Here is a 23,107-nt window from a genome sequence, read left to right as displayed (position 1 = left end):
GCGAAACGGCAGCACGACTTCCTGTTATTTGTGTTATGAATCATTAATATAGACTGCTTTACCCGCCTCCCTGCCCTGTTTTAGGCTAGGGCCACCTCTTCTGAACGGAAACGAGCCTCATGTTGCAACGCCTGCTCACCCTCTTGCTGCTCTCCCTTATCTTGTTGCCGCCAGCCGTGCGCGCCGACGATGCCATTGCCCAGGCCGAATCCCTGTTGCAGAGCGTGCCCAAGAGCGATACCCCGGAAAACCAGAAACTGCGGGAGAGCTACCAGCAGGCGCTGCAATTTGCCAGAGAGGCCGAGCGTTACCGGGAGCAGAGTAAAGCCTATCAGCAGATCCTTATCGATTACCCCAAGGAGTCGGCACGGCTCAAGGAGAGCCTGCACAACTATCAGCCCGCCGCTCGCCCGCCGCTGGCGAGCCTCAAGGAGGAGGCGCTGCGCCAGGCCATTGGCCTGAGCGGCAACCGCCAGCTCAACCTGCGCAAGGAGCGGCAGGGGGTGATGGACAGCCTCAACCAGCTGGAGAGCACCGGTCAGGAGTATCACCTGCGGGTGGACGATCTGCGCAAACAGCTGCAACTGACCCGCAGCCAGCTGGAGCGACTGAGCTTCAGCAGCGAATCGGATCGCCAGCAGGAGGCACAACTGCTGCTGACCAGAATGAAGGAACAGAGCCTCTCCGACCGGATCCAGATGCTGGAGCTGGAGCAGCTCTCGGCCCAGCAGCGCAACGATCTCGGCAAGCTGAGGCTGCAGGAGCTCAATCTGGCCATCGCCGACGAGGATGAGTGGCAAGCCAGCCTGCTGACCCAGCAGAACCAGCTGCGTAGGGAGAAGACCGAGCAGGCGCTGGAGGAGAGCGAACGGCTACGCAAGCAGCTCACCACCGACATGCCGCTGCTGCTGGAGCAGCAACAGCAGAATCAGGCGCTCTCCATCCAGCTCGGCACACTGGAAGATCAGATTGAGCGGGTGCAGGACGAGCAGCGCAGCGTCGACAAGAATCTGTTTGAACTGAATGAGCTGGTCAACTCGGTACGCGAACAGCTGGAATGGCTGCAGATCAGTAATGCCTACGGCGAGAACCTGCGCAGCAAACTCTCCGATCTGCCCCCCCAGTTCCCCCTCGACAAGCTGGAGTCCGCCATCGTCAGCGCCCGCATGGCCAAGTACCAGTACGAGAGCGAGCAGGATGGGCTCAAGGATACCCGCCAGCTGCGCGACAAGCTGATGGCCGAAGAGGAGGTGACGCTCGATCGGCCACAGCAAGCGGTGCTCGACAACCTGCTCAAGGCACGGCGCCAACTGCTAACCCGGCTCAACGACGCCTCAGACACCCTCATTCAGGAGCAGACCCGCCTCAAGCTGCTCTACAGCCGTCAGAACAGCAAGATCGACGAGATCCGAGAGATCAGTGCCAGCCACCTGTTCTGGATGCCGGATGTGCGCCCCTTTACCCCACAGGTGATGCTCGGCATTCCTGCCGCGCTGACCCTGGCTTTCAACCCGGACAACTGGTTGCAACTGCCCTACGCCATCGCCGAAAACAGTCCGCTGAGCCTCACGCTGGCCGGTATTGGTCTGCTGGTGCTGGCCTGGAGCTGGTTCAAGCTGGCCCGTCACCTGAGCCTCTATTGCGACCATATTGCGCCGCGGATCGGCAAGGTAACCCAGGACAAATTCAGCCTCACCAGCCGCTTGCTGCTGCGCTCCCTGCTTGCCGCCCTCCCCTTGCCCGCGATGGTGCTGATGATGCGCGGCCTGCTCGAAGGGGCCTGGCAATACCCGTTTGCGGTGGCGGTAGCACGCGGCCTTGGCGAGATCTGGTTTCTGCTGCTGGCACTGGTGATGGCCCGCCACCTGACGCTGGAGCGGGGGATTTTGATCCACCACTTCCGCTGGCCCCGGGAACAGGTGCAAAAGGTGTGGGGGCAGTTTCGAACCCTGCTGCTGGTGCTGATCCCGAGTTTCTTCGTGCAGGGGATGGCCAACAGCTATCAGGAGCACGCCTTCTACGACTCCCTCGGCCGGATGGCCTTCATGATCGGTGCACTCTGGCTGCTGCTCTTCTTTGCCCGTCTCAACCGGGAGCGATTGCCGCTCACCTGGGGCCAGACCGATATGACCAAGCCCCATCTGCTGCACCACTTCATCTGGAACAGCCTGATGCTGGCGCCGCTGCTGGCGGTGATTGGCGCCCTGTTTGGCTACTTCTATACCTCGCGCACCCTGCTGCGCCAGCTGGAGCTTAGCCTGCTGATGGGGCTGGGTTGCCTGCTGGTCTACTATCTGGCCAGACGCTGGATGCTGATCCAGCGCCGCCGCCTCGCCTTCGAGCGCGCCAAGAGCAAGCGGGCCGAGATCCTGGCCCAGCGCGGCCGGGAAGAGGGGCATGACGAGCTCAGCTCCGAGACCCCGGACGTGGTGGAAGAGACTGAGCTGGATCTCGATACCATCAGCGCCCAGTCGCTGGGACTGGTGCGCACCCTGCTGATGCTGGGCTTCACCATGCTGGTGGTGGTGCAATGGTCGGATCTCAACTCCGCCTTCAGTTTCCTCAGCAATATCGAGGTGTGGCAGGTAAGCAGCAAGATTGGCGGCATCGAGCAGCTCTCGGCCATCACCTTGCAGGATCTGATGCTGACCGCCTTCGTTTTCATTCTGACCGTGGTGACTGCCCGCAACCTGCCGGGGCTGATGGAGCTGACCCTGCTGCAACACCTCAGCCTCTCCCCGGGTACCGGCTTTGCCCTCACGACCACCAGCAAGTATCTGGTGATCCTGATCGGTGCCCTCACCGGCTTCTCCATGCTCGGCATCGACTGGTCGAAGACCCAGTGGCTGGTCGCCGCCCTCTCGGTGGGGCTGGGTTTCGGTCTGCAGGAGATCTTCGCCAACTTTGTCTCCGGCCTCATCATCCTGTTTGAGAAGCCAATCCGGCTCGGTGACACCGTCACCATCCGCGATCTCACTGGCACCGTCACCAAGATCAAAACCCGGGCGACGACTATCGTGGATTGGGATCGCAAGGAGATCATCGTGCCCAACAAGGCTTTCATCACCGAACAGTTCATCAACTGGTCACTCTCCGATGCCATCACCCGGGTCAAACTGCGGATCCGGATCGGCCTGACCCGGGATCCGAAACTGGTGCAGCGCATTCTGGAAGAGTCCATCCAGGCATCGACCCTGGTATTGGAGACGCCGACGCCAGAGGTCTTCCTGATCGAATTCACCGACTCGGCACTGATCTACGAGATCCGCCTCTACGTCAACAACATGGATCACCGGATGCCCATCACTCACGAGGTTCACTCGCTGGTGCTGGAGAAGATGCAGCAGCAGGGACTTACCCTGCCCCATCAACAGATCGACATTCACCTGAGCCGCGGCTGATCCGCGAGGTAAAAGGAGCAGAACATGCAGATTATTGCCCATCGTGGCGCCAGCGGTCTGGCACCGGAGAACACCCTCAAGGCGATGGCCAAAGCGCTGGAGCTGGGAGCATCAGCCATCGAGATCGACGTGCAGGCGGCCGATGGCGAGTTGTGGGTCTTCCACGACCGGCGGCTGGAGCGCTGCACCAATGGCAAGGGGGTGCTGACCGAGCAATCGCGCTCCTATCTGGAGCAGCTCGATGCCGGTGAGGGAGAGGTGATCCCGACCCTGTGGCAGGTGATGGAGATCATCGCCGGACGCTGCGAGCTGCATATCGAGCTCAAGGGCGCCCATACCGCCGATGCGGTGGCAGCCCTGACCCGACGGGCAGAAGCCAAGCTGGGCTTTACTCCCGGCCAGTGGGTGGTCTCCTCCTTCCATCACCCGGAGCTGGCCCGATTTGCCGCCTTGCGGCCCGATATCCGGCTCGGTGCCCTGACCGCCAACCAGCCGCTCAACCTGGCGCAGTTTGCCGACGAGCTGGGGGCCTGGTCCATCAATTGCGATGTTGATTTTATCGATGCCGCGCTGGTCGATGATGCACATCGCCGGGGGCTCAAAGTTCTGGTTTATACCGTTGATTATCTAGAAGATTATGAAACGCTCTCTAGCATGGGGGTCGATGGAATCTTCACCAATCGACCAGATCGTTTTCTGGCGCAGTAAGGGGGGGGATACGCGCATGGATAACCACTGATTTAGGCACTAACTTTAAATAGCTGACCGGGATACAAAGAGTTCAACTTCAGCCGATAAACAGAGGCTCATAACAATAACTAGATTCCACACACACTTCAGACTGACGCTCACAAGGATGTAACTATGAACTTATCCATTAAAAACAAGCTTGTCCTGGCTATCGGGGTCATCATTCTGGTGATCACCTGCCTGCAGGTCTGGTACAACACCTCGCAACTGCGCAGCGAGACCCAGCGACTGGTCTGGAACATCATCGACGAAAGCTCCATGGCCAACGTCAAGGGGATCTCCCGCTGGGTCGACTCCCGGATCAGCATGGTCAGTACCACCAAGGAAGCGTTCGCCAAAGAAGACGAGCCCATCAGTCATCTGGCCCAGTCCATGAATGCCGGTGGCTTCGACCTGGTCTATGCCGGTACCGCAGACGGCAAAATGATCCAGAGCAAACCAACCGACTTGCCCGCCGGTTATGACCCACGTCAACGCCCCTGGTACAAGGACGCGGCCGCCGCAGGCAAGCTGGTCATCACAGCCCCCTATGCCGACATCTCCTCCGGCCAGCTGATTGTCACCATTGCCGAACCGTTCCAGCGTGGCAATACCCAGGGGGTCATCGCCGGTGACGTCTCCATCAGCTCACTGATCTCGGATATTCTGGCGGTCACCACCGAGGGCACATACGCCATGCTGGTGGACAGCAATGGCACCATCATCGCGCACCCCGATGCCTCCCTGAGCCTGAAATCCGCCACCGCTCTGGCACCGGAACTGACTGCGGCCTACATCAATCAGGTCGCCCATGACGGCATGATCAACGAGCTGGTGATCAGCGGCAAGAAAGAGGTCTACGACTTTAATGCCATCCCCAATACCAACTGGTATTACGGCATGATGGTGGATGAAGAGATCGCCTACCAGTCGGTACGCCGCATGGTTACCTCCTCTCTCATTCAGGGGCTTATCACCATACTGATCGTGGCAGGCTTCTCCTATGTCGCCATCAACAGCTCGCTGGCCCCTCTGAAAACCCTGGGCGAAGCGATTGCCGATCTCTCCCGTGGCAACGGCGATCTGACCCGCCGCATCAAGATTGAACGTGAGGATGAAGTAGGCGCGGTTGCCAAACACGTCAACACCTTCATCGAGCGGATCCATGTGATGGTGCAGGATATCTCCAACTCCTCCGGCCAACTCAACCAGCAGGCCAAGTCCTCCCACAGCATGGCGGAGAAGGCCAATCAGGGGCTGGCACGCCAGCAAAACGAGATCTCCCAGATCGCCACTGCGGTACACGAGATGTCGGCCACCGCGGTCGAGGTCGCCAGCAACGCGGAGCAGACCGCCGAGGCGGCCCGCAGCTCCTCCAGCAGCTGCGAGCATGGCAAGCAGGTGATCGCCCGCAACCAGCGATCCATCACCGATCTGGCCACCCAGGTGGAACAGGCCTCCAACATCATTCAGGAACTGGAGAAAAACGCTCAGGAGATCAACACCATCCTCTCCACCATTCAGGGCATCGCCGAGCAGACCAACCTGCTGGCACTCAACGCCGCCATCGAAGCAGCACGTGCCGGTGAACAGGGCCGCGGCTTTGCAGTGGTAGCCGACGAGGTGCGCGTCCTGTCACAGCGTACCCACAGCTCCACCGTCGAGATCCGCAATATGATCGAAACCCTGCAACGCAATACCCAGGGAGCGGTCAGCACCATGCACGAAGGCCAGCTGCTGGCCCAGAACAGCGTGGATGACGCCAACAACGCCACCCATGCGCTGGAACAGATCACCACCTCGATCAACCAGATCTCCGACATGGCGACCCAGATCTCCAGCGCGGCTGAAGAGCAGCGGGCCGTCACCGACGAAGTAAGTCGCAACATTCAGGCAGTGAAAGATGTCTCGGACGAACTGGCAGTGGATGCAGACAGCTCACGCCATCTCTCTGAACAACTTAAAAATATTTCGGGTGAACTGAGCAATCAGGTCGGCATGTTCCGCATTTGAGCATGAGCAAAAGGGGCCGTACAGGCCCCTTTTATTTTTCTAAATAGCGCTTAATTTTCAGTGAGTAATCTCACATTACCCGCCAAATACCCCGCCTTGAAATCCTTGTAATTCGTCTGGAATTATCAGATCACCGCCGTGGTCACCGCAGCATTTCGGATTATCTATTTCTATCCGAATAGATAAATGCCAATAATTCTCATTAAAAAATTACAATAAAAAACTTAAAATTTTTTTCGAGAGTACCTAAAAAGAGAGGTGATTCGCATTTTATTGAAAGAAAACTACGTACAATCCAGAAGTTAAAGTGCTCGTAGCTAGGTGTTCAACTGCTCAGTAACACCAAAAAATGACGATAATAACGACATTTTCATCCAGGGATTTGGGTGTTTTATAGAAAAATAACCAATAAAAAGGGAATAAAACCTAGCAGTTTGACTTGCATCAAGCCTGAATTTTTTTCATAGAGCAAAATCGTGCCCAGCAAATCTATCCCTAAGGAGGCAGATGTGGATATTATCAAGACCGATGTGGCCATCATCGGTGCTGGCGGTACCGGCTTACGCGCCGCTATCGCTATAGCCGAATCACAGCCAGACCTGGACATCGCCCTGATTTCCAAGGTTTACCCGATGCGCAGCCACACGGTTGCTGCCGAAGGCGGCGCCGCCGGTGTCGTCCGTGATGACGACTCCCTCGAAAACCACTTCAACGACACCGTCTCCGGTGGTGACTGGCTGTGCGAGCAGGACGTAGTGGAATACTTCGTCAACAACGCGACCAAAGAGATGATCCAACTGGAGCACTGGGGTTGCCCCTGGAGCCGCAAGCCGGATGGTAAAGCCAACGTGCGTCCGTTTGGTGGCATGAAGGTTCCGCGTACCTGGTTCGCCGCAGACAAGTCCGGTTTCCATATTCTGCACACCCTGTTCCAGACCTCCGTCAAATACCCGAGCATCAAGCGCTTCGACGAGCATTTCTGTCTTGATCTGATCGTGGACGATGGCCGCGTTCAGGGCGTACTGACCTTCGACATCCAGAACGGTATCACCCGCTTCATCCAGGCCAAATCCGTGATCGTGGCAACCGGCGGCGCTGGCCGTGTCTATCGCTACAACACCAACGGTGGCATCGTCACCGGCGACGGCATGGCACTGGCCTACCGTCACGGCGTACCGCTGCGTGATATGGAGTTCGTCCAGTATCACCCGACCGGTCTGCCGGGCACCGGCATCCTGATGACCGAAGGTTGTCGTGGTGAGGGTGGCGTCCTGCTGAACAAGGATGGCTACCGCTACCTGCAAGACTACGGCTTGGGCCCGGAAACCCCGATCGGCCAGCCGAAGAGCAAATACATGGAACTGGGTCCGCGCGACCGTGTTTCCCAGGCATTCTGGCAAGAGCAGCAGAAAGGCCGCGTCATTCAGGGCCCGATGGGCGATGTGGTTCACCTCGACCTGCGTCACCTTGGCGAGAAGTACCTGAAAGAGCGTCTGCCGTTCATCTGCGAACTGGCCAAAGCCTACGTCAACGTGGATCCGGCCAAAGAGCCTATCCCGGTACGTCCGACTGCCCACTACACCATGGGTGGTATCGAGACTGACAACAAGTGTGCCACCCGTCTGCCCGGCCTCTACGCCGCGGGCGAATGTGCCTCCGTCGGTCTGCACGGTGCCAACCGTCTGGGTTCCAACTCCCTGTCCGAGATCGTGGTATTCGGCAAGCTGGCCGGTGAGCAGGCAGGTGAATTTGCCAAGACTCAGAAGCATGGCAACACCGAAGCCCTGGCCGCCAAGGCCGAGGCGCTCATCAAGCAGCACCTCTCCCTGATGGACGTAGACGGTACCGAAAACCCGGCCGATATCCGCAACGAACTGGGCATGTCCATGGAAGCCGGTGTCGGTATCTACCGTACCGAAGAGCTGATGCAGGGCACCATCGACAAGATCAACGAGCTGAAAGCCCGTTACAAAAAGGTCAAGATCAACGACAAGTCCTCTGTCTTCAACACCGATCTGCTGTACGCCATCGAACTGGGCTACATGCTGGACGTGGCTGAAGCCATGGCGCACTCCGCCATCAATCGTAAAGAGTCCCGCGGTTCCCACCAGCGTCTGGATGGTTACGAAGAGCGTGATGACGTGAACTTCCTCAAGCACACGCTCTCGTTCTACCAAAATGGCGAAACGCCCTCCATCGATTACTCCGATGTGAAGATCACTAAGTCCCAGCCGGCAAAACGCGTGTACGGCTCCGAGGGTGAGAAACAAGACGAGGCTAAGAAGAATGGCTGAGATGATTGAAATTGAGATCCTGCGCTACCGTCCGGAACAGGATAACGAGCCCTGGATGCAAACCTTCCAGGTGCCATACCAGAGAGAGATGTCTCTGCTGGACGCCCTGCAGTACATCAAGGATCACCTGGACTCTACCCTGAGCTTCCGCTGGTCCTGCCGGATGGCGATCTGCGGCTCCTGCGGCATGATGGTCAACGGTGTTCCCAAGCTGGGTTGCAAGGCATTCCTGCGCGACTATCTGCCGGGCAAGATGACCATCGAGCCGCTCAACAACTTCCCGATCGAGCGTGACCTGGTGGTCGACATGTCCGATTTCATCGAGAAGCTGGAGAGCATCAAGCCGTACATCATCCCGAGCGAGCCGCGCACCCTGTGCGATGGCGAGTACATCCAGACTCCGGCAGAGATGGCGAAGTACAAGCAGTTCTCCCAGTGCATCAACTGTGGTCTCTGCTACGCGGCCTGCCCGCAGTACGGCATCAACAAGAAGTTCACCGGTCCGGCGGCACTGGCTCTGGCCTATCGCTACAACGTCGACAACCGTGATGCCGGCGCCAAAGAGCGTATGCGCATCATCAGCCAGGACGAAGGCGTCTGGGGCTGTACCTTCGTGGGCTACTGCTCCGAAGTGTGCCCGAAAGGCGTCGATCCGGCGGCGGCCATCCAGCTTGGCAAGGTCGAAAGCGCCAAGGACTACATGATCGCCATGTTCAAGCCAGATTGAGAGCAGGATTGAGACCATGAACAACACTGATAGCAAACGTAAACCTTACGTCCGCGAAATGAAGAAAGACTGGTGGCTGAAGAACGCCTTCTACACCGGTTACATGATCCGTGAAGGCACCAGTATCTTCGTCTCCATCTACGCCGTTGTGCTGATGTGGGGCCTGATGCGCCTGGTTCAGGGTCAGGAAGCGTTCAACGGCTGGCTGGAATCCCTGCAAAGCCCGATCGCCATCCTGTTCCATGTCGTCGCTCTGGCGGCGTGCCTGTTCCATGCCAAAACCTGGTTCGCCCTGGCGCCGAAAGCCATGCGTATCTTCCGTGGTGAAGACCTGGTACCGGAGAAGCCGATCGTTCTCGCCCAGTATGTGGCGCTGGCGGTGGTGTCCCTGCTTGTCCTGATCATCGTGGCCTGAGGAGAAAACAATGAGACGTTCTGACGAACCAATTTACTGGGGTCTGTTTGGTGCGGGTGGCATGGTCGTTGCCGTGCTGCTGCCGGTCATTGTCCTCATCACCGGTCTGCTGGTGCCCATGGGCATCATGGACGTGGAAACCATGAGCTATGACCGCGTGCACGCGTTCGCCAGCTCCTGGTGGGGTGCCTGCATCCTGCTGGTGATCATCGCCCTGCCAGTCTGGCACGGCATGCACCGTATCTACCACGGTCTGCATGATCTGGGGATCCACACCACCAAGCTGCACCACTATGTGTTCTATGGCTTTGCCTTCCTGGTATCTGCCATTACCGTCGGCCTGCTGATGGTACTGGTACTCCAGTAATCACATCTGACTGATTGACCAAACCGGGCCTCGTGCCCGGTTTTTTATTGCCCCGCTATCCCGCCCCTGCTTTTTATTCACTCAAACAATTCGATAAAAACCAGATTATCGTCCAAGCATATGGCGATCACAGTCACATAACCCCAATACATTCGTCATTTGTAGCAAACCATTTTGACCACCATCAATTTAGTGACATCCATATCAATTATAATTATTCAGATTAAATAATTATTCATATGGAGCTAGCTAATGACAGACAAAACACGCTCGGTGAGCATAGGCAGTTACCTGGCACTGGCCTTCGCCGTGGTCTTCTTCTCCGGACTGTTGCAATCCGGCGAGTGGTACGGGGTATTCGATTTCACCACGCTGAACGGTTCGTTCGGTACCATGGTCCAGAGCGTCAGCGAGAATGGTGACGGCATCAAGACCGCCATGACCGACATGCGCGGCAAGGGGGGCAACGGGGCGCGAGATGGCTTTCTGTTTGCCCTGACCCTGATCCCCACCGTGATGTTCGCCCTCGGCATGATCAACGTACTGGAGCACTACGGCGCGCTGGAAGCGGCCCGCAAGTTGCTGACCCCGCTGCTGCGTCCACTGATGGGGATCCCCGGTAATACCGGTCTGGCGCTGATCGCCTCCCTGCAGAGTACCGATGCTGGTGCCGCCATGACCCGCCAACTCAAGGATGAAGGGCTCATCACCAAGCGTGAAACCGACGTGTTCACCATGTTCCAGTTCTCCGCTGGTGCCACCATCGTCAACTTCTTCTCCTCCGGTGCAGTGCTGTTCACCCTGACGCTGGCAGATGGCAGCCCGGCGGTCAGCTCCTCCATCGGTCTGGCTGTCATCGTGATGTTCGCCTTCAAATTTGTCGGGGCCAACCTGTTCCGAGTCTACCTCAATATGAGCGAAGGCAAGCAGACCGATAACAACACCCAGCAGACCCTCAACACTCAGGAGCAAGCCAAATGAGCCAGGCCAACATCAAGAAACCCATCGTCACCGATATCTTCGTCGAAGGGGCCAAGAAGGGCTGGGTCATCGCCACCACCTCCACCGTACCCAACGTACTGATGGCCTTCGTCATCATCAAGGCGCTGCAGATCACCGGCGCGCTGGATGCCATGGGCGCCATCTTCTCCCCTGTCATGGCCATCTTCGGGTTGCCCGGTGAGGCGGCAGCCGTGCTGATCGGCGCCTGGATGTCGATGGGGGGCGCAGTCGGTGTGGTCATCACCCTGTTCGATCAGGGGATCCTCAACGGCACCCACATCGCCATTCTGGCGCCAGCCATCTACCTGATGGGCTCCCAGGTACAGTACATGGGCCGCATCCTCGGCTGCATCGGCACCGAAGGGCGTTACATCCCCATCATGGTCGCCATCTCGGTACTCAACGCCTTCGGCGCCATGCTGGTGATGAACATCCTTCTCTGACCCGAACCTGATAGTGGAGCAAGCAATGACTTTTTCTCTGGATCAATACCTGACCGAACTGGCCCCGCTGATCAATCTGGATTGCGGATCCCTGCACCAGCCGGGCATTGCGGCAGTGGCCGACCTGATGGCCGCCAAATATGAGACGATGGGCGGCTGGCAGATCAAGCGGGTCGACTGCGGCGCCGCCGGGGTGGGGCTGGAGATCCGCAACCAGCCTGATGCGGCGCAGATCGATGTAATGCTGATCGGCCATATGGATACCGTCTTCCCCCTCGGTACCGCCGCTGCCCGCCCGATGAGCATCGATGGTGAGCGCGCTTACGGCCCCGGTGTCTCCGACATGAAATCCGGCCTGCTCAACATCGTCTATGCCCTGCGTGAACTGCCCCGCGAGGTGCGCGATCGCCTGAGCATCTGCGTCTGCATGAACCCGGACGAGGAGATCGGCTCCCTGCACTCCAGCGACTGGCTGGCAGCGGTGGCCAAACAGGCGAAACAGGTGCTGGTGGCCGAAGCGGCCCGAGCCGATGGCTCGCTGGTCAAGGCGCGCAAGGGGATGGCCCGTTATCGCATCGACTTCACCGGCAAGGCGGCTCACGCGGGCAACGAACCGCAGAAGGGGCGCAGTGCCATCACCGAGCTGGGCCACTGGATCCTGGCCATCAACGCCCTGACCAACTTCGAGAGCGGCACCACCCTCAACATCGGCATTGTCGAGGGGGGCAATGGCGCCAACATAGTGCCGGCCCATGCCAGCGCCGTGGTAGACGTCCGCTTCTGGGACAATCAGGAGTACCACCAGATCGACGATCATCTGCTGACCCTGGCCGAGCGGCCCCATCTGGACGGCGTCACCATCCAGCTGACCCGCGAGGCCCACAAACCGGCCATGGTGCCGTCAGAGGGCACTCAGGCACTGATGCAACTGGTGGAGGAGTGCGGCGCCGAACTGGGGCTGCCCATTCGCTGGCAAGAGGTAGGGGGCGGCTCCGATGCCAACCTCACTGCCGCCCTCGGCATCCCCACTCTGGATGGTCTGGGCCCTATCGGTGCCGGTTTCCACAGTGACGAGGAGTATCTGGATCTGGCCAGCATTGCCCCGCGCATCGAGCTGCTGGTGAAGGTACTGACCCGCTTGGCGGCCTGAGAGCCTCTCACGTAAAAAAGGGCCAGCCGGTTTGCACCGGCTGGCCCTCTGTTTATCTGCTCCCCCTGAATGACAACCCCCCTTCGCTATTACTCCATCGGTGGCAAGAAGCGGCGCATCACCTCATCCGTATGCCCCCCTTCCTGAAATGCCACCAGCGACTGATTGAGGATGTTCACCAGCTGGTGACCGCGGGGGGAGCCCTTGCTCACCAGCAGATAGAATCCCTTGCGGCTGGGCAGGGCGAGATTGAGCAACCCGCTCTCGCTGCGGTAGATGCCAAGGCTGATGCCTGCCACCAGAGGTTCGATTTCGCTCGGCAGAAAGTCGCAACGATCCCGCTCCAGCATGTCGAGCGCCTGCTGCAACTGTTTGACCCGGCGTGGCTCCTGCGCAAGCCCGTAGGGGGTGTAGTTGTAGCCAATCACCCCGCACACCCGGGAACGATTGACCGTCTGCAGATCCGGCGGTTCGGGGTAGCGGCGCTTGAGATAGAAGAAACCCAGGTGGGTGTAATAGAGGGGAACGCTGTAGAAGGCAAACTCGGCCCGCTCCGGCTTGTAGCTGGCATCCCAGGTCAGCTCGCACAGACCATTCTGGCGATAATCCGCCAGCTCCTGCTGCACCCGCGCCCAGGGCAGATAGCGGATCTGGTGCGAGAGCCCGCTCTGTTGTAATGAATCGAGCACCAGCGTCGTCGCCGAACCGGTCAGGCGGCTGGTATCGGGCACCCCGTCCTTGCGCTCCCAGTAGGTAAAGGGGGCCCACTCGTTGCCCTCCCCCAGACAGATCTTCACTGGTGGCTCTTGCCCCCATAGCGCGGGGGACAAGATGGCCATCGCCAATCCCACCCACCATGTTGCCGCTCGTCTCATCTCCCGCTCCCGAACTGTTTATCCCTCTTGCAGCTTAGCCCAGAAGGGATAGTGCTCACTTTGCAGGGGCGCTTTCATGCCACAACGTCAGCAAATTGGCCGGAATGGCACCATAACGGAGCTGCGGCGTCTGATGCCAGTCAGCCAGCTTTTGCAGGGCTTTCGCCAGATCCTGTGCAAGCGTGCGGGTCACTCTCACCCCGGCTTCCAGATAGAGGCTCTTGACCTCGAAGATCCCCTGCTGGCGATGGGCCTTGGCATCCATCCTGCCCACCAGCTTGCCACGATGGAGCAAGGGCAACACGAAGTAGCCGTACTGACGCTTGGGGGCCGGGGTATAGCACTCGATGCGATAGTCGAAGTTGAACAGTTCACTGGCCCGCTTGCGATCCCACACCAGCGGATCGAACGGCGACAAGACGGTGGTATGGGTTGCCTTGAGGGTGCCCGCCTGTGCCCTTGCCAGCTCATCGGCCAGAGATACGTGCACAAAAGCGCCGTGCTGCCACCCCTCCACCCGTACCGGCAACAGTTCACCCTCATCAGCCAGCTGATGGAGCAGGGCGTCATATTTGCCGCGCCGCAGCCGGTAGTAGTCCGCCACCCAACCGGTTTTGACCAGCCCCAGCGCCCGGCAGCTAGCGCGCACCATATCCCGCTGCGCCTGCTCGGTGCTCGGCAGATCCCGCTCATCACACCACTCGGGGATGACCCGCTCGGCCAGGTCATAGACCCGCTGAAAGTTGCGCCGCTCCCGCACCATCAGCTGACCGGTGGTAAACAACACCTCCAGATGGCGCTTCTCCGGTTTCCAGTCCCACCAGCCATTCCCCTTGCCTGTTGTGCGCTCAAAGTCAGCCGCCCGCACCGGGCCATGGTGGCGAATACGCTCGATAAGCTGGCCAATCTCCTGCTGATGGGTGGCAAGCCAGTTGGCCGAAAACTTCCAGCCCATGGCGACGGGGTCGAGCATCCGGTGGCGCAGCAATCGGTAATCTTCGCGGGGCACAAAGCAGGCCTCGTGGGCCCAATATTCGAAGATCTCGCCGTCAGCCAGCAGTTGCTCCAGCCAACGCGGTTCATACTGGCCAAGCCGGCTAAAGAGCACCAGATAGGGGCTGCGCGCCACCACCGAGATGGTATCGATCTGCAGCAGCGCCATGCGGCGAATGGTGGCCAGCAGATCGGCCGGGGTCGCCTTGCAGCGACGGGGGGCAAGCAGCCCTTGCGCCGCCAGTTGCAGATGACGGGCATCTTGCAGTGACAAATGGGTAATCGACATCAACAACCGCTCCCTGGAATATGACCATCGCGCGCCCGGCGGATAGCCAACAAAACCGGGGGAGGCACCACGCTGGCACGCCTCCCCCCTTGTGTACCTGCGCCGCTATGAGTGGGCCGGGGGCAAGACCAGCAGATTCACCACCAGCATGATCTCTTGATAAGTGGCCTCTACCGTCTCGGGGGTCGGCTCCAGAATAAGGTCATCGGCATAGCCGTTGATGAGGGAGGTGATCTGACGCGCCAGTCGCCGGGCATCGCCCGCCACAAACTCGCCGCTGTCGATCCCCTTTTGCAGGATCTGCTCCAGCACCTCCCGCCACGCCAGAATGATTTTGCGGTAGCTCTCGGCAAACACAGGATCGCGCAGTGACTCGTTCCAGGCATCCAGATAGATGGCCCAGGAGGCATCCTGACTGGTCGGCAGGTTGTCCCGCACAAAGAGCGGCAACGCTTCGCGGGCTGGCAGCGGCAACAACCACTCCCGCTGTTCGGCGATCTCCTGACTGGTGAAGCGCTCCACGGCGCAGAGGCAGAGCTCCTTCCAATCCTTGAAGTAGTGGTAGACGTGACTGCGCGCCAGACCGGTGCGCTCGGCAATATCACGGGTTGACGATGCCGCCATTCCCTTCTCTCGAAACAGGGCCAGTACGGCCTCGATGATCATCTCTTTGCGCTGTTCTGCTGATGGGCGTGCCATCTGACCTCCTGCGATATCAATCGATCTGCTTGACTTTGAGCAGTCGCTCAAACAAACTTTGAGCACTCGCTCAAACTTGGCGTTTCCGACATCTTAGGAGATAACCCATGACAACACCAACCACTTCGGCAGCCAGTTGCGACGAGCAGGCCACGCCGTTGCCACACTCGGCCGGTCGTTCGCTGGGGGCGATTGCGCGGGCCAATCCCCTCAAGCTGGCGGGCACCTTCTCGCTGGTGGCCCTCGAAAACATCCTGCTGGTGGTCTATCCCCTGTTCGCCGGCTTTGCCATCGACGCCATCGTCAAGGGCCAGTGGTGGCAGGCTTCAAGCTACGCCCTCATCGTGCTGCTGTTCTGGCTCATCGGCGCCCTGCGCAGGGCGGTCGATACCCGCACCTTTACCCATATCTATGCGGCACTGGCGGTGCCGGTGATCCTGACCCAGCGCCAGCAGCAAGAGGGGCAATCCACCATAGTGGCGCGGGTCACCCTGGCGCGGGAGTTTGTCGACTTCTTCGAGAAACATATCCCGATCCTGGCCACCAGCCTGATCTCCATCGTCGGGGCGGCCATGATGCTGATGGTGATCGAGTTCTGGGTCGGCATCGCTTGCATGGGGGTATTGCTGCTGTTCGGCCTGCTGCTGCCCGGCTTTTCGCGCAAGAACCAGCTGCTGCACGAGCGGCTCAACGATCGGCTGGAACACGAGGTCAAACTGGTCACCCATGCCCAATCAGCCAGCCTCGCCCGCCACTACCGCGCGCTGGCCTGGCTCCGAATCCGGATTTCGGATCGGGAGGCACTCGCTTTTCTGGCGGTCGGCATCAGCGCCTCCCTGCTGTTCCTGCTGGCCATCACCATGCTGATGGCCCAACCCCAGGTCTCGGCAGGCCATGTCTATGCTGTGATGACCTACCTCTGGAACTTTGTCACCAGCCTGGATGAGGGGCCCGGTCTTGCCGATCAGCTGGCCCGGCTGAGAGACATAGGTCGCCGGGTCAACACCGCCCAACCCGATGAAATGATTTGATATTTTGTATCTGTAACCGGAGTAGAAGATGAATCCGACCACCCTTTGCCAACGAGCGTTGACCATGTGCATCAGCTGTTTTTTCCTCGCCGCCTGCGGCCCCAAGACGAGCGACTTTGAGCCCAACACCAGCTACTGGTTCAAGGAGAAACCGGCAGAGGAGAGTGCCCCGCTGGCGCAAGACCTGAAGGTGGATATCGCCATCATAGGTGGCGGCTACAGCGGCCTCTCCAGCGCCTGGCATCTGGCCAAGGCCAATCCGTCGCTCAAGATCGCCATCTTCGAAGCCACGCAGGTGGGCAGCGGTGCCTCGGGCCGCAACGGCGGCATGGTGTTGCCGGGCTCCGAGGTGATGGACCTCTACGAAGAGGGGGAAGCGAGCAAGCGCCACTACGATCTCACCGTCGCCAGCATGCGCAAGCTGCAGGCGCTGGTCGCCTCAACCGACGTCGAGGCCGACCTCAAGCTCGATGGCTATGTGGAAGCGATCCTCGATGAGGAAGATATCGCCGAGTACCGCGACTATGTGAAAACCGCCAATCGCCTCGGCATCCCGCTCCAGTACTGGAACGCCGATACCACCGAGGAAAAACTCGGCACCGACCGCTACGTGGGGGCGGTCTACGACCCCAATGGCGGTCAGGTACACGCCATGAAGCTGGTCAATGCCCTGCGCAAGGCGGTGGAGCAGGCGGGCGTCACCATCTATGAGCAGAGCCCGGTACTGGGGATCAAGGAGGGCAAGCAGATCGAGCTCAATGTGGCCGACAAGTACAAGGTGACCGCCGACAGCATAGTGCTGGCGACCAACGGCTATACCTCAAAACTTGGCTACTTCAGCGGCCGGGTCTTTCCGGTGCACGCCCAGAGCGCCGTCACCGAGCCGCTTACCAAAAAACAGCTGGCCGCCATCCAGTGGCAGAGTCGGGTGCCCTACTACGACACCCGCAACATCCTGTTCCATCTGGTGTTGACCCCGGATAACCGCATCGTCATCGGTGGCGGCAATGCCGAGTACGTCTTCAACGACGGCCTCAACTACAAGGGCGATCTTAACCGGGTCAGCGAAATGATGATGACCGAGCTGGTGACCCTCTATCCGGCCCTCAAGGGGATCAAATTTGAGCAGGTGTGGGACGGGGTGCTCGGCATGACCGGCGACAGCACCGAAGCGGTGGGGGTGATGGGGGCTCACAAGAACATCTACTATGCCCTCGGCTACAACGGCCACGGCATCAACCTCTCCTTCCTGTTTGGCGACATCGTAGCCAGCCTCTATCAGGGCAAGGGGCACCCCTGGTTCAACCACGCCGAGCAGAGTCTGCCGATGTGGCTGCCGCCAGAGCCGTTCAAGTCAATCGGCGTCAAATCTGCCCTGATGTACTACCAGTGGCAGGACAAGGGCTACAAGGAGTAGCGCCGAGCAAGAACTCGACGAGTAACAGACGAAGGCACGCCTCAGGGCGTGCCTTTCTGCAATACCGCCACATCGGCGTGGGGGAAGCTGAGTTCGGCCTGCCAGCGAGCGGCCAACACCTGAAACGATGCCTCGGCAAAGAAGACGATGTGGGTCGGGTCGTGGCGATAGCGCCAGTTTTTAAACCGCTCGTCACTGAGCACCCGCTGGGTTTGCAGCACCAGCAGGCCGCCGGGCTTGAGACAATCCCACAACTGCGCCAGCACCGTGCGCGGCTCAGCAATATGCTCGATCACCTCGGTACTGGTGATGAAGTCATACTGACGCGTCAGCAACTCGGGAAAATCTGCGTAGAACTTGTCATACCCCGCCATCTGGTAACCCGCCTCGCGCCCCATCGCCACCAGCGCCGGCCCCGGGCCACAGCCAAAGTCGAGGCCACTGGCAGGGGTTGGCACCCGCGCCAGCACCTCACCAAAAGCCCGCATCAGAAAGCTGCGATAACGGGGATCATCCACCCGATTGTCATGACCGTCATAGACCGCCTTCTCCGCAGCCTCATCCAGATGATCCACCTCATCCAGCCAGACCAGCTCGCACGCGAGGCAGCGATGATAGTGCTTGCCCGCCACCGGCAGGGGATAACTGCGATTGCTGGCACACAGGGGGCAGCTGACGGTGGATGACATGGCGGTTCCTCTTGGGGGCTTCCTGTTGGATAACAGCGGCGCAGATTGCCTGCCCGCTGCCTCGCTGACAACTTTTTTTGCTCCTTAAGGGTTTCTTAAGTTTGCCCTTTTACTCTCAAACCATCGCAAGAGAAGGAGTCACCCATGACCATCGAGATCCAGGCCCCCTACCGATTGCTGCTAGCCAAGTCCCCGCAGCAGGTCATGGCGCTGCAAACCTATATCCAGGCCGCCTACACCCTCGAGTTCAACGCCCGCATCCCCCATTTCCTCCCCTCTCTGCTGGGGCTCTATCGGGCCGACGGGACGCTGGTCGGTGCCTGTGGTCTCAATCATGCCAGTGAGGGGACTCTCTATCTGGAACAGTATCTGGATCAACCCATCGAGGCCGCAATCAATACCCGCCTCGGGGTCTATCCGGTACGCAACCGCATTATCGAAGTGGGCAATCTGGCCTGCAGCGAACCGGGCAATGCCCGCCTGATGTTCGCGGCACTGTGTCGTCTGCTGTGTGAAAACGCCCTCGACTACGTGGTCTTTACCGGCACAGCCAAGCTGCGCAACAGCTTTGCCCGCCTGCAACTCAATCCGGTTGAGCTGGCCCCCGCACAGGCCCATCAGGTGGGGGCCGACGCCGACGCCTGGGGTGAGTACTACCGTTGCCAACCCAAGGTGATGGTGGGCGACATCAATCAGGGGCGCGAGGTGCTGGCCCAGAGCAGCCTGCTGCTCAATCTGCTGGCCCCCATGCCAACCCTGTTTGACGATGCTGGCAAGAGCAGTGATAACCAGCCCCATCAAAAAAGGTGCGCCCAATGAGCCTGTTCGACGCCATCGCCAAACATGCCCACGAGCATCCGCAATCCCCTGCGCTGCTGAGCAACCAGCAGCGTCTCGATTACCAAACCCTGTGGCAACAGATCCAGCGTCTGGCCAGCCAGCTGCAACAGCTCGACATCAGCCGTCTGGCGCTGCAACTTGACAACGGCCTGCCCTGGGCGCTGCTGGATCTCGCTTGCACCCGCGCCGGTATCGTGGTGATCCCGGTGCCCCACTTCTTCAGTCAGGCCCAGCAGGCCTGGTTGCTGGAGAGCAGCGGTGCCGATGCGCTGGTAGGCCCACATCATCAGGGGTGGCATGCCGCCGAACCGATCTCGCTGATCACCGGCGAGATACCGCTCTGGCGCCATACCCCGGCCAATCGACCAGCGCTGCCCAAGGGCACTGCCAAGATCACCTACACCTCCGGTACCACGGGCCAGCCCAAGGGCGTCTGCCTGTCACTGACCCAGATGATGGCGGTGAGCCATGCGCTGGCCGAGCGGGTCGCGCCAGCCAAGGTGGAAAAACACCTCACCCTGCTACCTCTGGCCACCCTGCTTGAGAACATCACCGGCCTCTATGTGCCACTGCTGACCGGCGCCTGCAGCCGCATTCCGTCCCTCGGGGAGCTCGGTTTCACCGGTTCCAGTTCGCTCAATCCAGCCATGCTGGGGGAGGCGCTGCTGCGCTGGCCGACCCACAGTCTGGTGCTGGTGCCCGAACTGCTGCGCCTGCTGCTGGCGCTCTGCACCAGCACACCGACGCTGGCCCAGCAGCTCAAGAGCCTGCGCTTTATTGCCGTCGGTGGCGGCAAGGTAGCCCCAGACCTGATCAAACATGCCCGCCAGCTCGGCCTGCCGGTGTATGAGGGATATGGCCTCTCGGAGTGCGGCTCCGTGGTGGCGCTCAACAGCCCGGATGCTGACAAGCCCGGCAGCGTCGGCCGCCCCCTGCCCCACTGTCAGGTCACCATCGCCAGCGACGGCGAAATTATGGTGAGCGGCAGTGCCATGCTGGGCTATCTCGGCAGCAACGCACCGACTCCCGAACAGATCGCCACCAGCGAACCTTCTGCCATGCAGATCGCCACAGGCGATCTGGGTCATCTGGATGATGAAGGCTACCTCCATATCACCGGGCGCAAGAAGAATGTCCAGATCACCGCCTTTGGCCGCAACTTCTCCCCCGAGTGGGTGGAAGCCGAGGCCCAGCTCTGCCCCGCCATCGCCCGCATCGTGGTCTTTGGCGATGGTCAGCCTGCCAACGTGGCGCTGATCCAGCCCCTGCCGGGCAAAGAGGCGGATCTGCCACGCCAGATCGCCGGTCTGAACCAGCGGCTGCCCGATTATGCCCGGCTGCACCACTGGTTGCCGGTGGCACTCGACCAGCATCCCGGCCTGCTGACCGCCAACGGGCGCCCCCGTCGCAACGAGATTTACCAACACTTTTCCCGGCAAATCAGCCAATGCCTTACAGGAGAATCGTCATGAGCTTCTACCAGACTCTGCAACAAGCCACAGCCCAGGAGCGTGAGCATCTGTTCAACGCCCCCATCATCGAAGCCTGTCGCCGTGGCGATATCAGCCGTGACACCTATCTCGCCTTTCTGGCGCAGGCCTACTACCACGTGCGCCACACAGTTCCGCTGCTGATGGCAACCGGCGGCAAGCTGGGTCAGGAGTACGAGTGGGTGCGCGGCGCCATTGCCGAATACATCGACGAGGAGTATGGCCATCAGGAGTGGATACTCAACGATATCCGCGCCTGTGGCGGTGATGCCGAGACGGTGCGCCACGGCCAGCCCGGGCTGCCCATCGAGCTGATGGTCGCCTTCCTCTACGACCAGATCCAGCGCGGCAACCCCATGGGCTTCTTCGGCATGGTGCAGGTACTGGAAGGCACCAGCGTGGCCATCGCCCTCACCGTCGCCGACCAGCTGAAAAAGGGTCTCGGCCTGCCACCCCAGGCGATGAGCTACCTGAGTTCCCACGGCGCCCTGGATCAGGAGCACCTCAAGTTCTTTGAATCCCTGATGGATAAGGTCGAGAGCCCGGCAGATCAGGCCGCCATCATCCACGGGGCCAAGGTGGTCTACCGCCTCTATGGCGAGATGCTCTACAACCTCACCGCCACTGCGTAAATCGGCAGCAGACAGCAAAAAGGGAACCCACACCATGAACCTTGAAGGGAAACTCGTGCTGCTCACCGGCGCCAGTGGTGGCATAGGTGAGGAGCTGGCGCAGGAGCTGGCGGCCCAGGGGGCACACCTGCTGCTGCACGGACGTCGCGGCCCGGCACTGGAGCGGCTGCGCAAGTCACTGCCTCATCCCGAGCGCCATCAGGTGGTGCTCGCCGACCTCGGCTCTGCGCAGGAGCGGGCCAAGCTGTTGCAACACCCTGCGCTGGAGGACGGGATCGACATCCTGATCAACAACGCTGGCTGCAACCAGTTTGCCTGGCTGGAAGATCAGAGCTTCGAGCAGGTGGAGCGCCAGCTGCTGCTCAATATCGAGGCGCCCATCCAGCTCACTCGTGCCCTGCTGCCAACCATGCGCAAGCCGGGGATCATCATGAACATGGGCTCGAGCCTGGGCAGCATCGGCTACCCCGGTTACAGCGTCTACTGCGCCAGCAAATTTGCCCTGCGCGGCTTTAGCGAAGCGCTGGGACGGGAGCTGGAGGGGAGCGGCATCAAGGTGCTGCACTTTGCCCCCCGCGCCACCCGCACCAAACTCAATTCCGAAGCGGCTTACGAGATGAATGCAGCGCTCGGCACCCAGACCGACAGCCCGCAGGAGGTGGCCGAAGAGGCCGTCATCGCCCTGTGCAACGAAACTCGCCGCAGCTGGCTCGGCTGGCCGGAAAAGCTGTTCGTGCGGCTCAATGCCCTGCTGCCCGGCATCGTCGACAAGGCGCTGGCCAGACAGCTGCCGATCATCAAACGTTATGCCCGTCATCTTCAGCCAGGGACGACTGATGCCGGCGCAAACAGTGCGCCACAACCAGACTTGTCCCGCCCGATCCCGACCAAGAAGGAGCATTAATATGAATTTTTCCCGTCAATCAGTGACCTCTTGTGCCATCGCCATCCTGCTGGGGTCCTCCTCGGTCATGGCCGCGAGTGATGCCCTCATCCCCATCCAGCAACAGTGGGCCGTCTGCCAGTATCAACAGAGCGGCAAGGCGAAAGAGAGCTGCCTCGAAACCCTGAGCACCCAGGCCGAAGCGGCCAGCGCCAAGGAGCCTTTTCGCGCCGATCTGCTGATCTGGTCTGCCATCGTCAAGAGCACCTGGGCGGGGGCCAAAGGGGGGCTGGGGGCACTGGGTCTGGTGAAAGAGGCCAAGGCCAAGCTGGAGCTGGCGCTCAAGCAGGATCCCAAGGCGCTGGACGGCTCCGCCTATACCAGCCTGGGCTCCCTCTACTATCAGGTGCCCGGCTGGCCGGTCGGCTTTGGCGATGACGAAAAGGCAGAACAACTGCTCAAGCAAGCGCTGGCCATCAATCCCGATGGCATCGATCCCAACTTCTTCTATGGCGACTTCCTGCTGGATCAGGGTCGCAAGGCCGAGGCCAAAACCTACCTCGACAAGGCGCTGGCCGCCCCGGCCCGCCCGGGTCGCGAAGTGGCCGATGAAGGGCGCAGAATGGAGATCCGCGATCGGCTGGCCAAGCTATAAAACCCTGATGGATCAAAGAACTATTTAAACTCTGCCCACCAGCTTGCATACTGGTGGGCAGGGTTGTTTATGC

At 60.1% G+C, this 23,107-nt stretch carries 21 protein-coding genes; 17 read left to right on the top strand and 4 right to left on the bottom strand.

Features of this window, described 5'->3' with window-relative positions:
* The first annotated feature begins 119 nt into the window (after nucleotides 1-119).
* From mscM to AB5Y76_RS04450, 10 genes are all read left to right on the top strand, one after another.
* Nucleotides 120-3,401, top strand: coding sequence for a miniconductance mechanosensitive channel MscM (gene mscM, locus AB5Y76_RS04495; protein ID WP_263716923.1), 3,282 nt, complete (start codon nucleotides 120-122; stop codon nucleotides 3,399-3,401).
* Nucleotides 3,402-3,425: 24 nt separating this feature from the next.
* Entirely contained in the window at nucleotides 3,426-4,109 is a 684-nt protein-coding gene (locus AB5Y76_RS04490) for a glycerophosphodiester phosphodiesterase (RefSeq protein ID WP_263716924.1), read from the top strand.
* Nucleotides 4,110-4,265: 156 nt separating this feature from the next.
* Nucleotides 4,266-6,143: a methyl-accepting chemotaxis protein gene (locus tag AB5Y76_RS04485; protein WP_263716925.1), complete on the top strand. Its 1,878-nt coding sequence runs from the start codon at nucleotides 4,266-4,268 to the stop codon at nucleotides 6,141-6,143.
* A 509-nt stretch (nucleotides 6,144-6,652) separates the two neighbouring features.
* Nucleotides 6,653-8,437 carry a fumarate reductase (quinol) flavoprotein subunit gene (gene frdA / locus AB5Y76_RS04480; RefSeq protein WP_005362288.1) on the top strand — a complete coding sequence of 595 codons (1,785 nt, stop codon included), beginning with the start codon at nucleotides 6,653-6,655 and terminating at the stop codon, nucleotides 8,435-8,437.
* Nucleotides 8,430-9,164, top strand: coding sequence for a succinate dehydrogenase/fumarate reductase iron-sulfur subunit (locus AB5Y76_RS04475; protein ID WP_263716926.1), 735 nt, complete (start codon nucleotides 8,430-8,432; stop codon nucleotides 9,162-9,164). The genes frdA and AB5Y76_RS04475 overlap by 8 nt, the downstream gene beginning before the upstream one ends.
* Nucleotides 9,165-9,180: 16 nt before the next feature.
* The gene (locus AB5Y76_RS04470; protein ID WP_005335058.1) at nucleotides 9,181-9,579 is read left to right on the top strand and encodes a hypothetical protein; all 399 of its coding nucleotides are present in this window, start codon (nucleotides 9,181-9,183) and stop codon (nucleotides 9,577-9,579) included.
* A gap of 10 nt (nucleotides 9,580-9,589) precedes the next feature.
* Nucleotides 9,590-9,946 (top strand): fumarate reductase subunit FrdD, encoded by a 357-nt coding sequence (gene frdD / locus AB5Y76_RS04465; RefSeq protein ID WP_263716927.1) that lies wholly within the window; start codon nucleotides 9,590-9,592, stop codon nucleotides 9,944-9,946.
* A gap of 252 nt (nucleotides 9,947-10,198) precedes the next feature.
* Complete coding sequence (locus AB5Y76_RS04460; protein WP_005335061.1) at nucleotides 10,199-10,927, top strand: nucleoside recognition domain-containing protein; 729 nt, start codon at nucleotides 10,199-10,201, stop codon at nucleotides 10,925-10,927.
* Nucleotides 10,924-11,391, top strand: a complete 468-nt coding sequence (locus AB5Y76_RS04455) for a YjiG family protein (RefSeq protein WP_005335063.1) — start codon at nucleotides 10,924-10,926, stop codon at nucleotides 11,389-11,391. The genes AB5Y76_RS04460 and AB5Y76_RS04455 overlap by 4 nt, the downstream gene beginning before the upstream one ends.
* Before the next feature lie 25 nt (nucleotides 11,392-11,416).
* On the top strand, nucleotides 11,417-12,541 hold the full coding sequence (locus tag AB5Y76_RS04450) for a M20 family metallopeptidase (protein ID WP_263716929.1): 1,125 nt from the start codon (nucleotides 11,417-11,419) through the stop codon (nucleotides 12,539-12,541).
* Between the two features lie 89 nt (nucleotides 12,542-12,630).
* On the opposite strand, the gene AB5Y76_RS04445 is transcribed toward AB5Y76_RS04450, so the two are convergent.
* From AB5Y76_RS04445 to AB5Y76_RS04435, 3 genes are all read right to left on the bottom strand, one after another.
* The gene (locus AB5Y76_RS04445; RefSeq protein ID WP_139473663.1) at nucleotides 12,631-13,380 is read right to left on the bottom strand and encodes an ABC transporter substrate-binding protein; all 750 of its coding nucleotides are present in this window, start codon (nucleotides 13,378-13,380) and stop codon (nucleotides 12,631-12,633) included.
* A 91-nt stretch (nucleotides 13,381-13,471) separates the two neighbouring features.
* Nucleotides 13,472-14,698 carry a winged helix-turn-helix domain-containing protein gene (locus tag AB5Y76_RS04440; RefSeq protein WP_263716930.1) on the bottom strand — a complete coding sequence of 409 codons (1,227 nt, stop codon included), beginning with the start codon at nucleotides 14,696-14,698 and terminating at the stop codon, nucleotides 13,472-13,474.
* A gap of 105 nt (nucleotides 14,699-14,803) precedes the next feature.
* Nucleotides 14,804-15,397 (bottom strand): TetR/AcrR family transcriptional regulator, encoded by a 594-nt coding sequence (locus AB5Y76_RS04435; protein ID WP_236354447.1) that lies wholly within the window; start codon nucleotides 15,395-15,397, stop codon nucleotides 14,804-14,806.
* 107 nt (nucleotides 15,398-15,504) lie between these two features.
* Here AB5Y76_RS04435 and AB5Y76_RS04430 point away from each other — a divergent pair, with 107 nt between their 5' ends.
* A complete protein-coding gene (locus AB5Y76_RS04430) occupies nucleotides 15,505-16,428 on the top strand; it encodes an ABC transporter six-transmembrane domain-containing protein (RefSeq protein ID WP_263716931.1) in 924 nt (307 codons plus the stop codon).
* A 28-nt stretch (nucleotides 16,429-16,456) separates the two neighbouring features.
* Nucleotides 16,457-17,845 carry an FAD-binding oxidoreductase gene (locus AB5Y76_RS04425; protein WP_263716932.1) on the top strand — a complete coding sequence of 463 codons (1,389 nt, stop codon included), beginning with the start codon at nucleotides 16,457-16,459 and terminating at the stop codon, nucleotides 17,843-17,845.
* Nucleotides 17,846-17,886: 41 nt separating this feature from the next.
* On the opposite strand, the gene AB5Y76_RS04420 is transcribed toward AB5Y76_RS04425, so the two are convergent.
* Nucleotides 17,887-18,534, bottom strand: coding sequence for a class I SAM-dependent methyltransferase (locus tag AB5Y76_RS04420; protein ID WP_263716933.1), 648 nt, complete (start codon nucleotides 18,532-18,534; stop codon nucleotides 17,887-17,889).
* Between the two features lie 144 nt (nucleotides 18,535-18,678).
* Between AB5Y76_RS04420 and AB5Y76_RS04415 the strand changes: the two genes are divergently transcribed.
* From AB5Y76_RS04415 to AB5Y76_RS04395, 5 genes are read left to right on the top strand one after another with little or no spacing between them, the layout of a single operon-like run.
* Nucleotides 18,679-19,353, top strand: a complete 675-nt coding sequence (locus AB5Y76_RS04415; RefSeq protein WP_263716934.1) for a thermostable hemolysin — start codon at nucleotides 18,679-18,681, stop codon at nucleotides 19,351-19,353.
* The gene (locus AB5Y76_RS04410; protein ID WP_263716935.1) at nucleotides 19,350-20,846 is read left to right on the top strand and encodes an AMP-dependent synthetase/ligase; all 1,497 of its coding nucleotides are present in this window, start codon (nucleotides 19,350-19,352) and stop codon (nucleotides 20,844-20,846) included. Before AB5Y76_RS04415 ends, AB5Y76_RS04410 begins: the two co-directional genes overlap by 4 nt.
* The gene (locus tag AB5Y76_RS04405; protein WP_263716936.1) at nucleotides 20,843-21,496 is read left to right on the top strand and encodes a TenA family transcriptional regulator; all 654 of its coding nucleotides are present in this window, start codon (nucleotides 20,843-20,845) and stop codon (nucleotides 21,494-21,496) included. Before AB5Y76_RS04410 ends, AB5Y76_RS04405 begins: the two co-directional genes overlap by 4 nt.
* Nucleotides 21,497-21,530: 34 nt before the next feature.
* Nucleotides 21,531-22,400 (top strand): SDR family oxidoreductase, encoded by an 870-nt coding sequence (locus tag AB5Y76_RS04400; protein ID WP_263716937.1) that lies wholly within the window; start codon nucleotides 21,531-21,533, stop codon nucleotides 22,398-22,400.
* Between the two features lies 1 nt (nucleotide 22,401).
* The gene (locus AB5Y76_RS04395) at nucleotides 22,402-23,034 is read left to right on the top strand and encodes a tetratricopeptide repeat protein (RefSeq protein ID WP_263716938.1); all 633 of its coding nucleotides are present in this window, start codon (nucleotides 22,402-22,404) and stop codon (nucleotides 23,032-23,034) included.
* Nucleotides 23,035-23,107 lie beyond the last annotated feature (73 nt).

This window comes from Aeromonas sp. R1-2 (assembly GCF_040908505.1).
GTDB classification, from domain to species: Bacteria; Pseudomonadota; Gammaproteobacteria; order Enterobacterales; family Aeromonadaceae; genus Aeromonas; species Aeromonas veronii.
The sequence above is the reverse complement of the archived record's forward strand: the minus strand, read 5'-3'. Positions and strand labels throughout refer to the sequence as shown.

What these genes read in the sequence shown, in the direction of transcription:
- mscM (WP_263716923.1), top strand. Translation starts at nt 120, where the DNA reads ATGTTGCAACGCCTGCTCACCCTCTTGCTGCTCTCCCTTATCTTGTTG.
- AB5Y76_RS04490 (WP_263716924.1), top strand. Translation starts at nt 3,426, where the DNA reads ATGCAGATTATTGCCCATCGTGGCGCCAGCGGTCTGGCACCGGAGAAC.
- AB5Y76_RS04485 (WP_263716925.1), top strand. Translation starts at nt 4,266, where the DNA reads ATGAACTTATCCATTAAAAACAAGCTTGTCCTGGCTATCGGGGTCATC.
- AB5Y76_RS04475 (WP_263716926.1), top strand. Translation starts at nt 8,430, where the DNA reads ATGGCTGAGATGATTGAAATTGAGATCCTGCGCTACCGTCCGGAACAG.
- AB5Y76_RS04470 (WP_005335058.1), top strand. Translation starts at nt 9,181, where the DNA reads ATGAACAACACTGATAGCAAACGTAAACCTTACGTCCGCGAAATGAAG.
- frdD (WP_263716927.1), top strand. Translation starts at nt 9,590, where the DNA reads ATGAGACGTTCTGACGAACCAATTTACTGGGGTCTGTTTGGTGCGGGT.
- AB5Y76_RS04460 (WP_005335061.1), top strand. Translation starts at nt 10,199, where the DNA reads ATGACAGACAAAACACGCTCGGTGAGCATAGGCAGTTACCTGGCACTG.
- AB5Y76_RS04455 (WP_005335063.1), top strand. Translation starts at nt 10,924, where the DNA reads ATGAGCCAGGCCAACATCAAGAAACCCATCGTCACCGATATCTTCGTC.
- AB5Y76_RS04450 (WP_263716929.1), top strand. Translation starts at nt 11,417, where the DNA reads ATGACTTTTTCTCTGGATCAATACCTGACCGAACTGGCCCCGCTGATC.
- AB5Y76_RS04445 (WP_139473663.1), bottom strand. Translation starts at nt 13,380, where the DNA reads ATGGCCATCTTGTCCCCCGCGCTATGGGGGCAAGAGCCACCAGTGAAG.
- AB5Y76_RS04440 (WP_263716930.1), bottom strand. Translation starts at nt 14,698, where the DNA reads ATGTCGATTACCCATTTGTCACTGCAAGATGCCCGTCATCTGCAACTG.
- AB5Y76_RS04435 (WP_236354447.1), bottom strand. Translation starts at nt 15,397, where the DNA reads ATGGCACGCCCATCAGCAGAACAGCGCAAAGAGATGATCATCGAGGCC.
- AB5Y76_RS04430 (WP_263716931.1), top strand. Translation starts at nt 15,505, where the DNA reads ATGACAACACCAACCACTTCGGCAGCCAGTTGCGACGAGCAGGCCACG.
- AB5Y76_RS04425 (WP_263716932.1), top strand. Translation starts at nt 16,457, where the DNA reads ATGAATCCGACCACCCTTTGCCAACGAGCGTTGACCATGTGCATCAGC.
- AB5Y76_RS04420 (WP_263716933.1), bottom strand. Translation starts at nt 18,534, where the DNA reads ATGTCATCCACCGTCAGCTGCCCCCTGTGTGCCAGCAATCGCAGTTAT.
- AB5Y76_RS04415 (WP_263716934.1), top strand. Translation starts at nt 18,679, where the DNA reads ATGACCATCGAGATCCAGGCCCCCTACCGATTGCTGCTAGCCAAGTCC.
- AB5Y76_RS04410 (WP_263716935.1), top strand. Translation starts at nt 19,350, where the DNA reads ATGAGCCTGTTCGACGCCATCGCCAAACATGCCCACGAGCATCCGCAA.
- AB5Y76_RS04405 (WP_263716936.1), top strand. Translation starts at nt 20,843, where the DNA reads ATGAGCTTCTACCAGACTCTGCAACAAGCCACAGCCCAGGAGCGTGAG.
- AB5Y76_RS04400 (WP_263716937.1), top strand. Translation starts at nt 21,531, where the DNA reads ATGAACCTTGAAGGGAAACTCGTGCTGCTCACCGGCGCCAGTGGTGGC.
- AB5Y76_RS04395 (WP_263716938.1), top strand. Translation starts at nt 22,402, where the DNA reads ATGAATTTTTCCCGTCAATCAGTGACCTCTTGTGCCATCGCCATCCTG.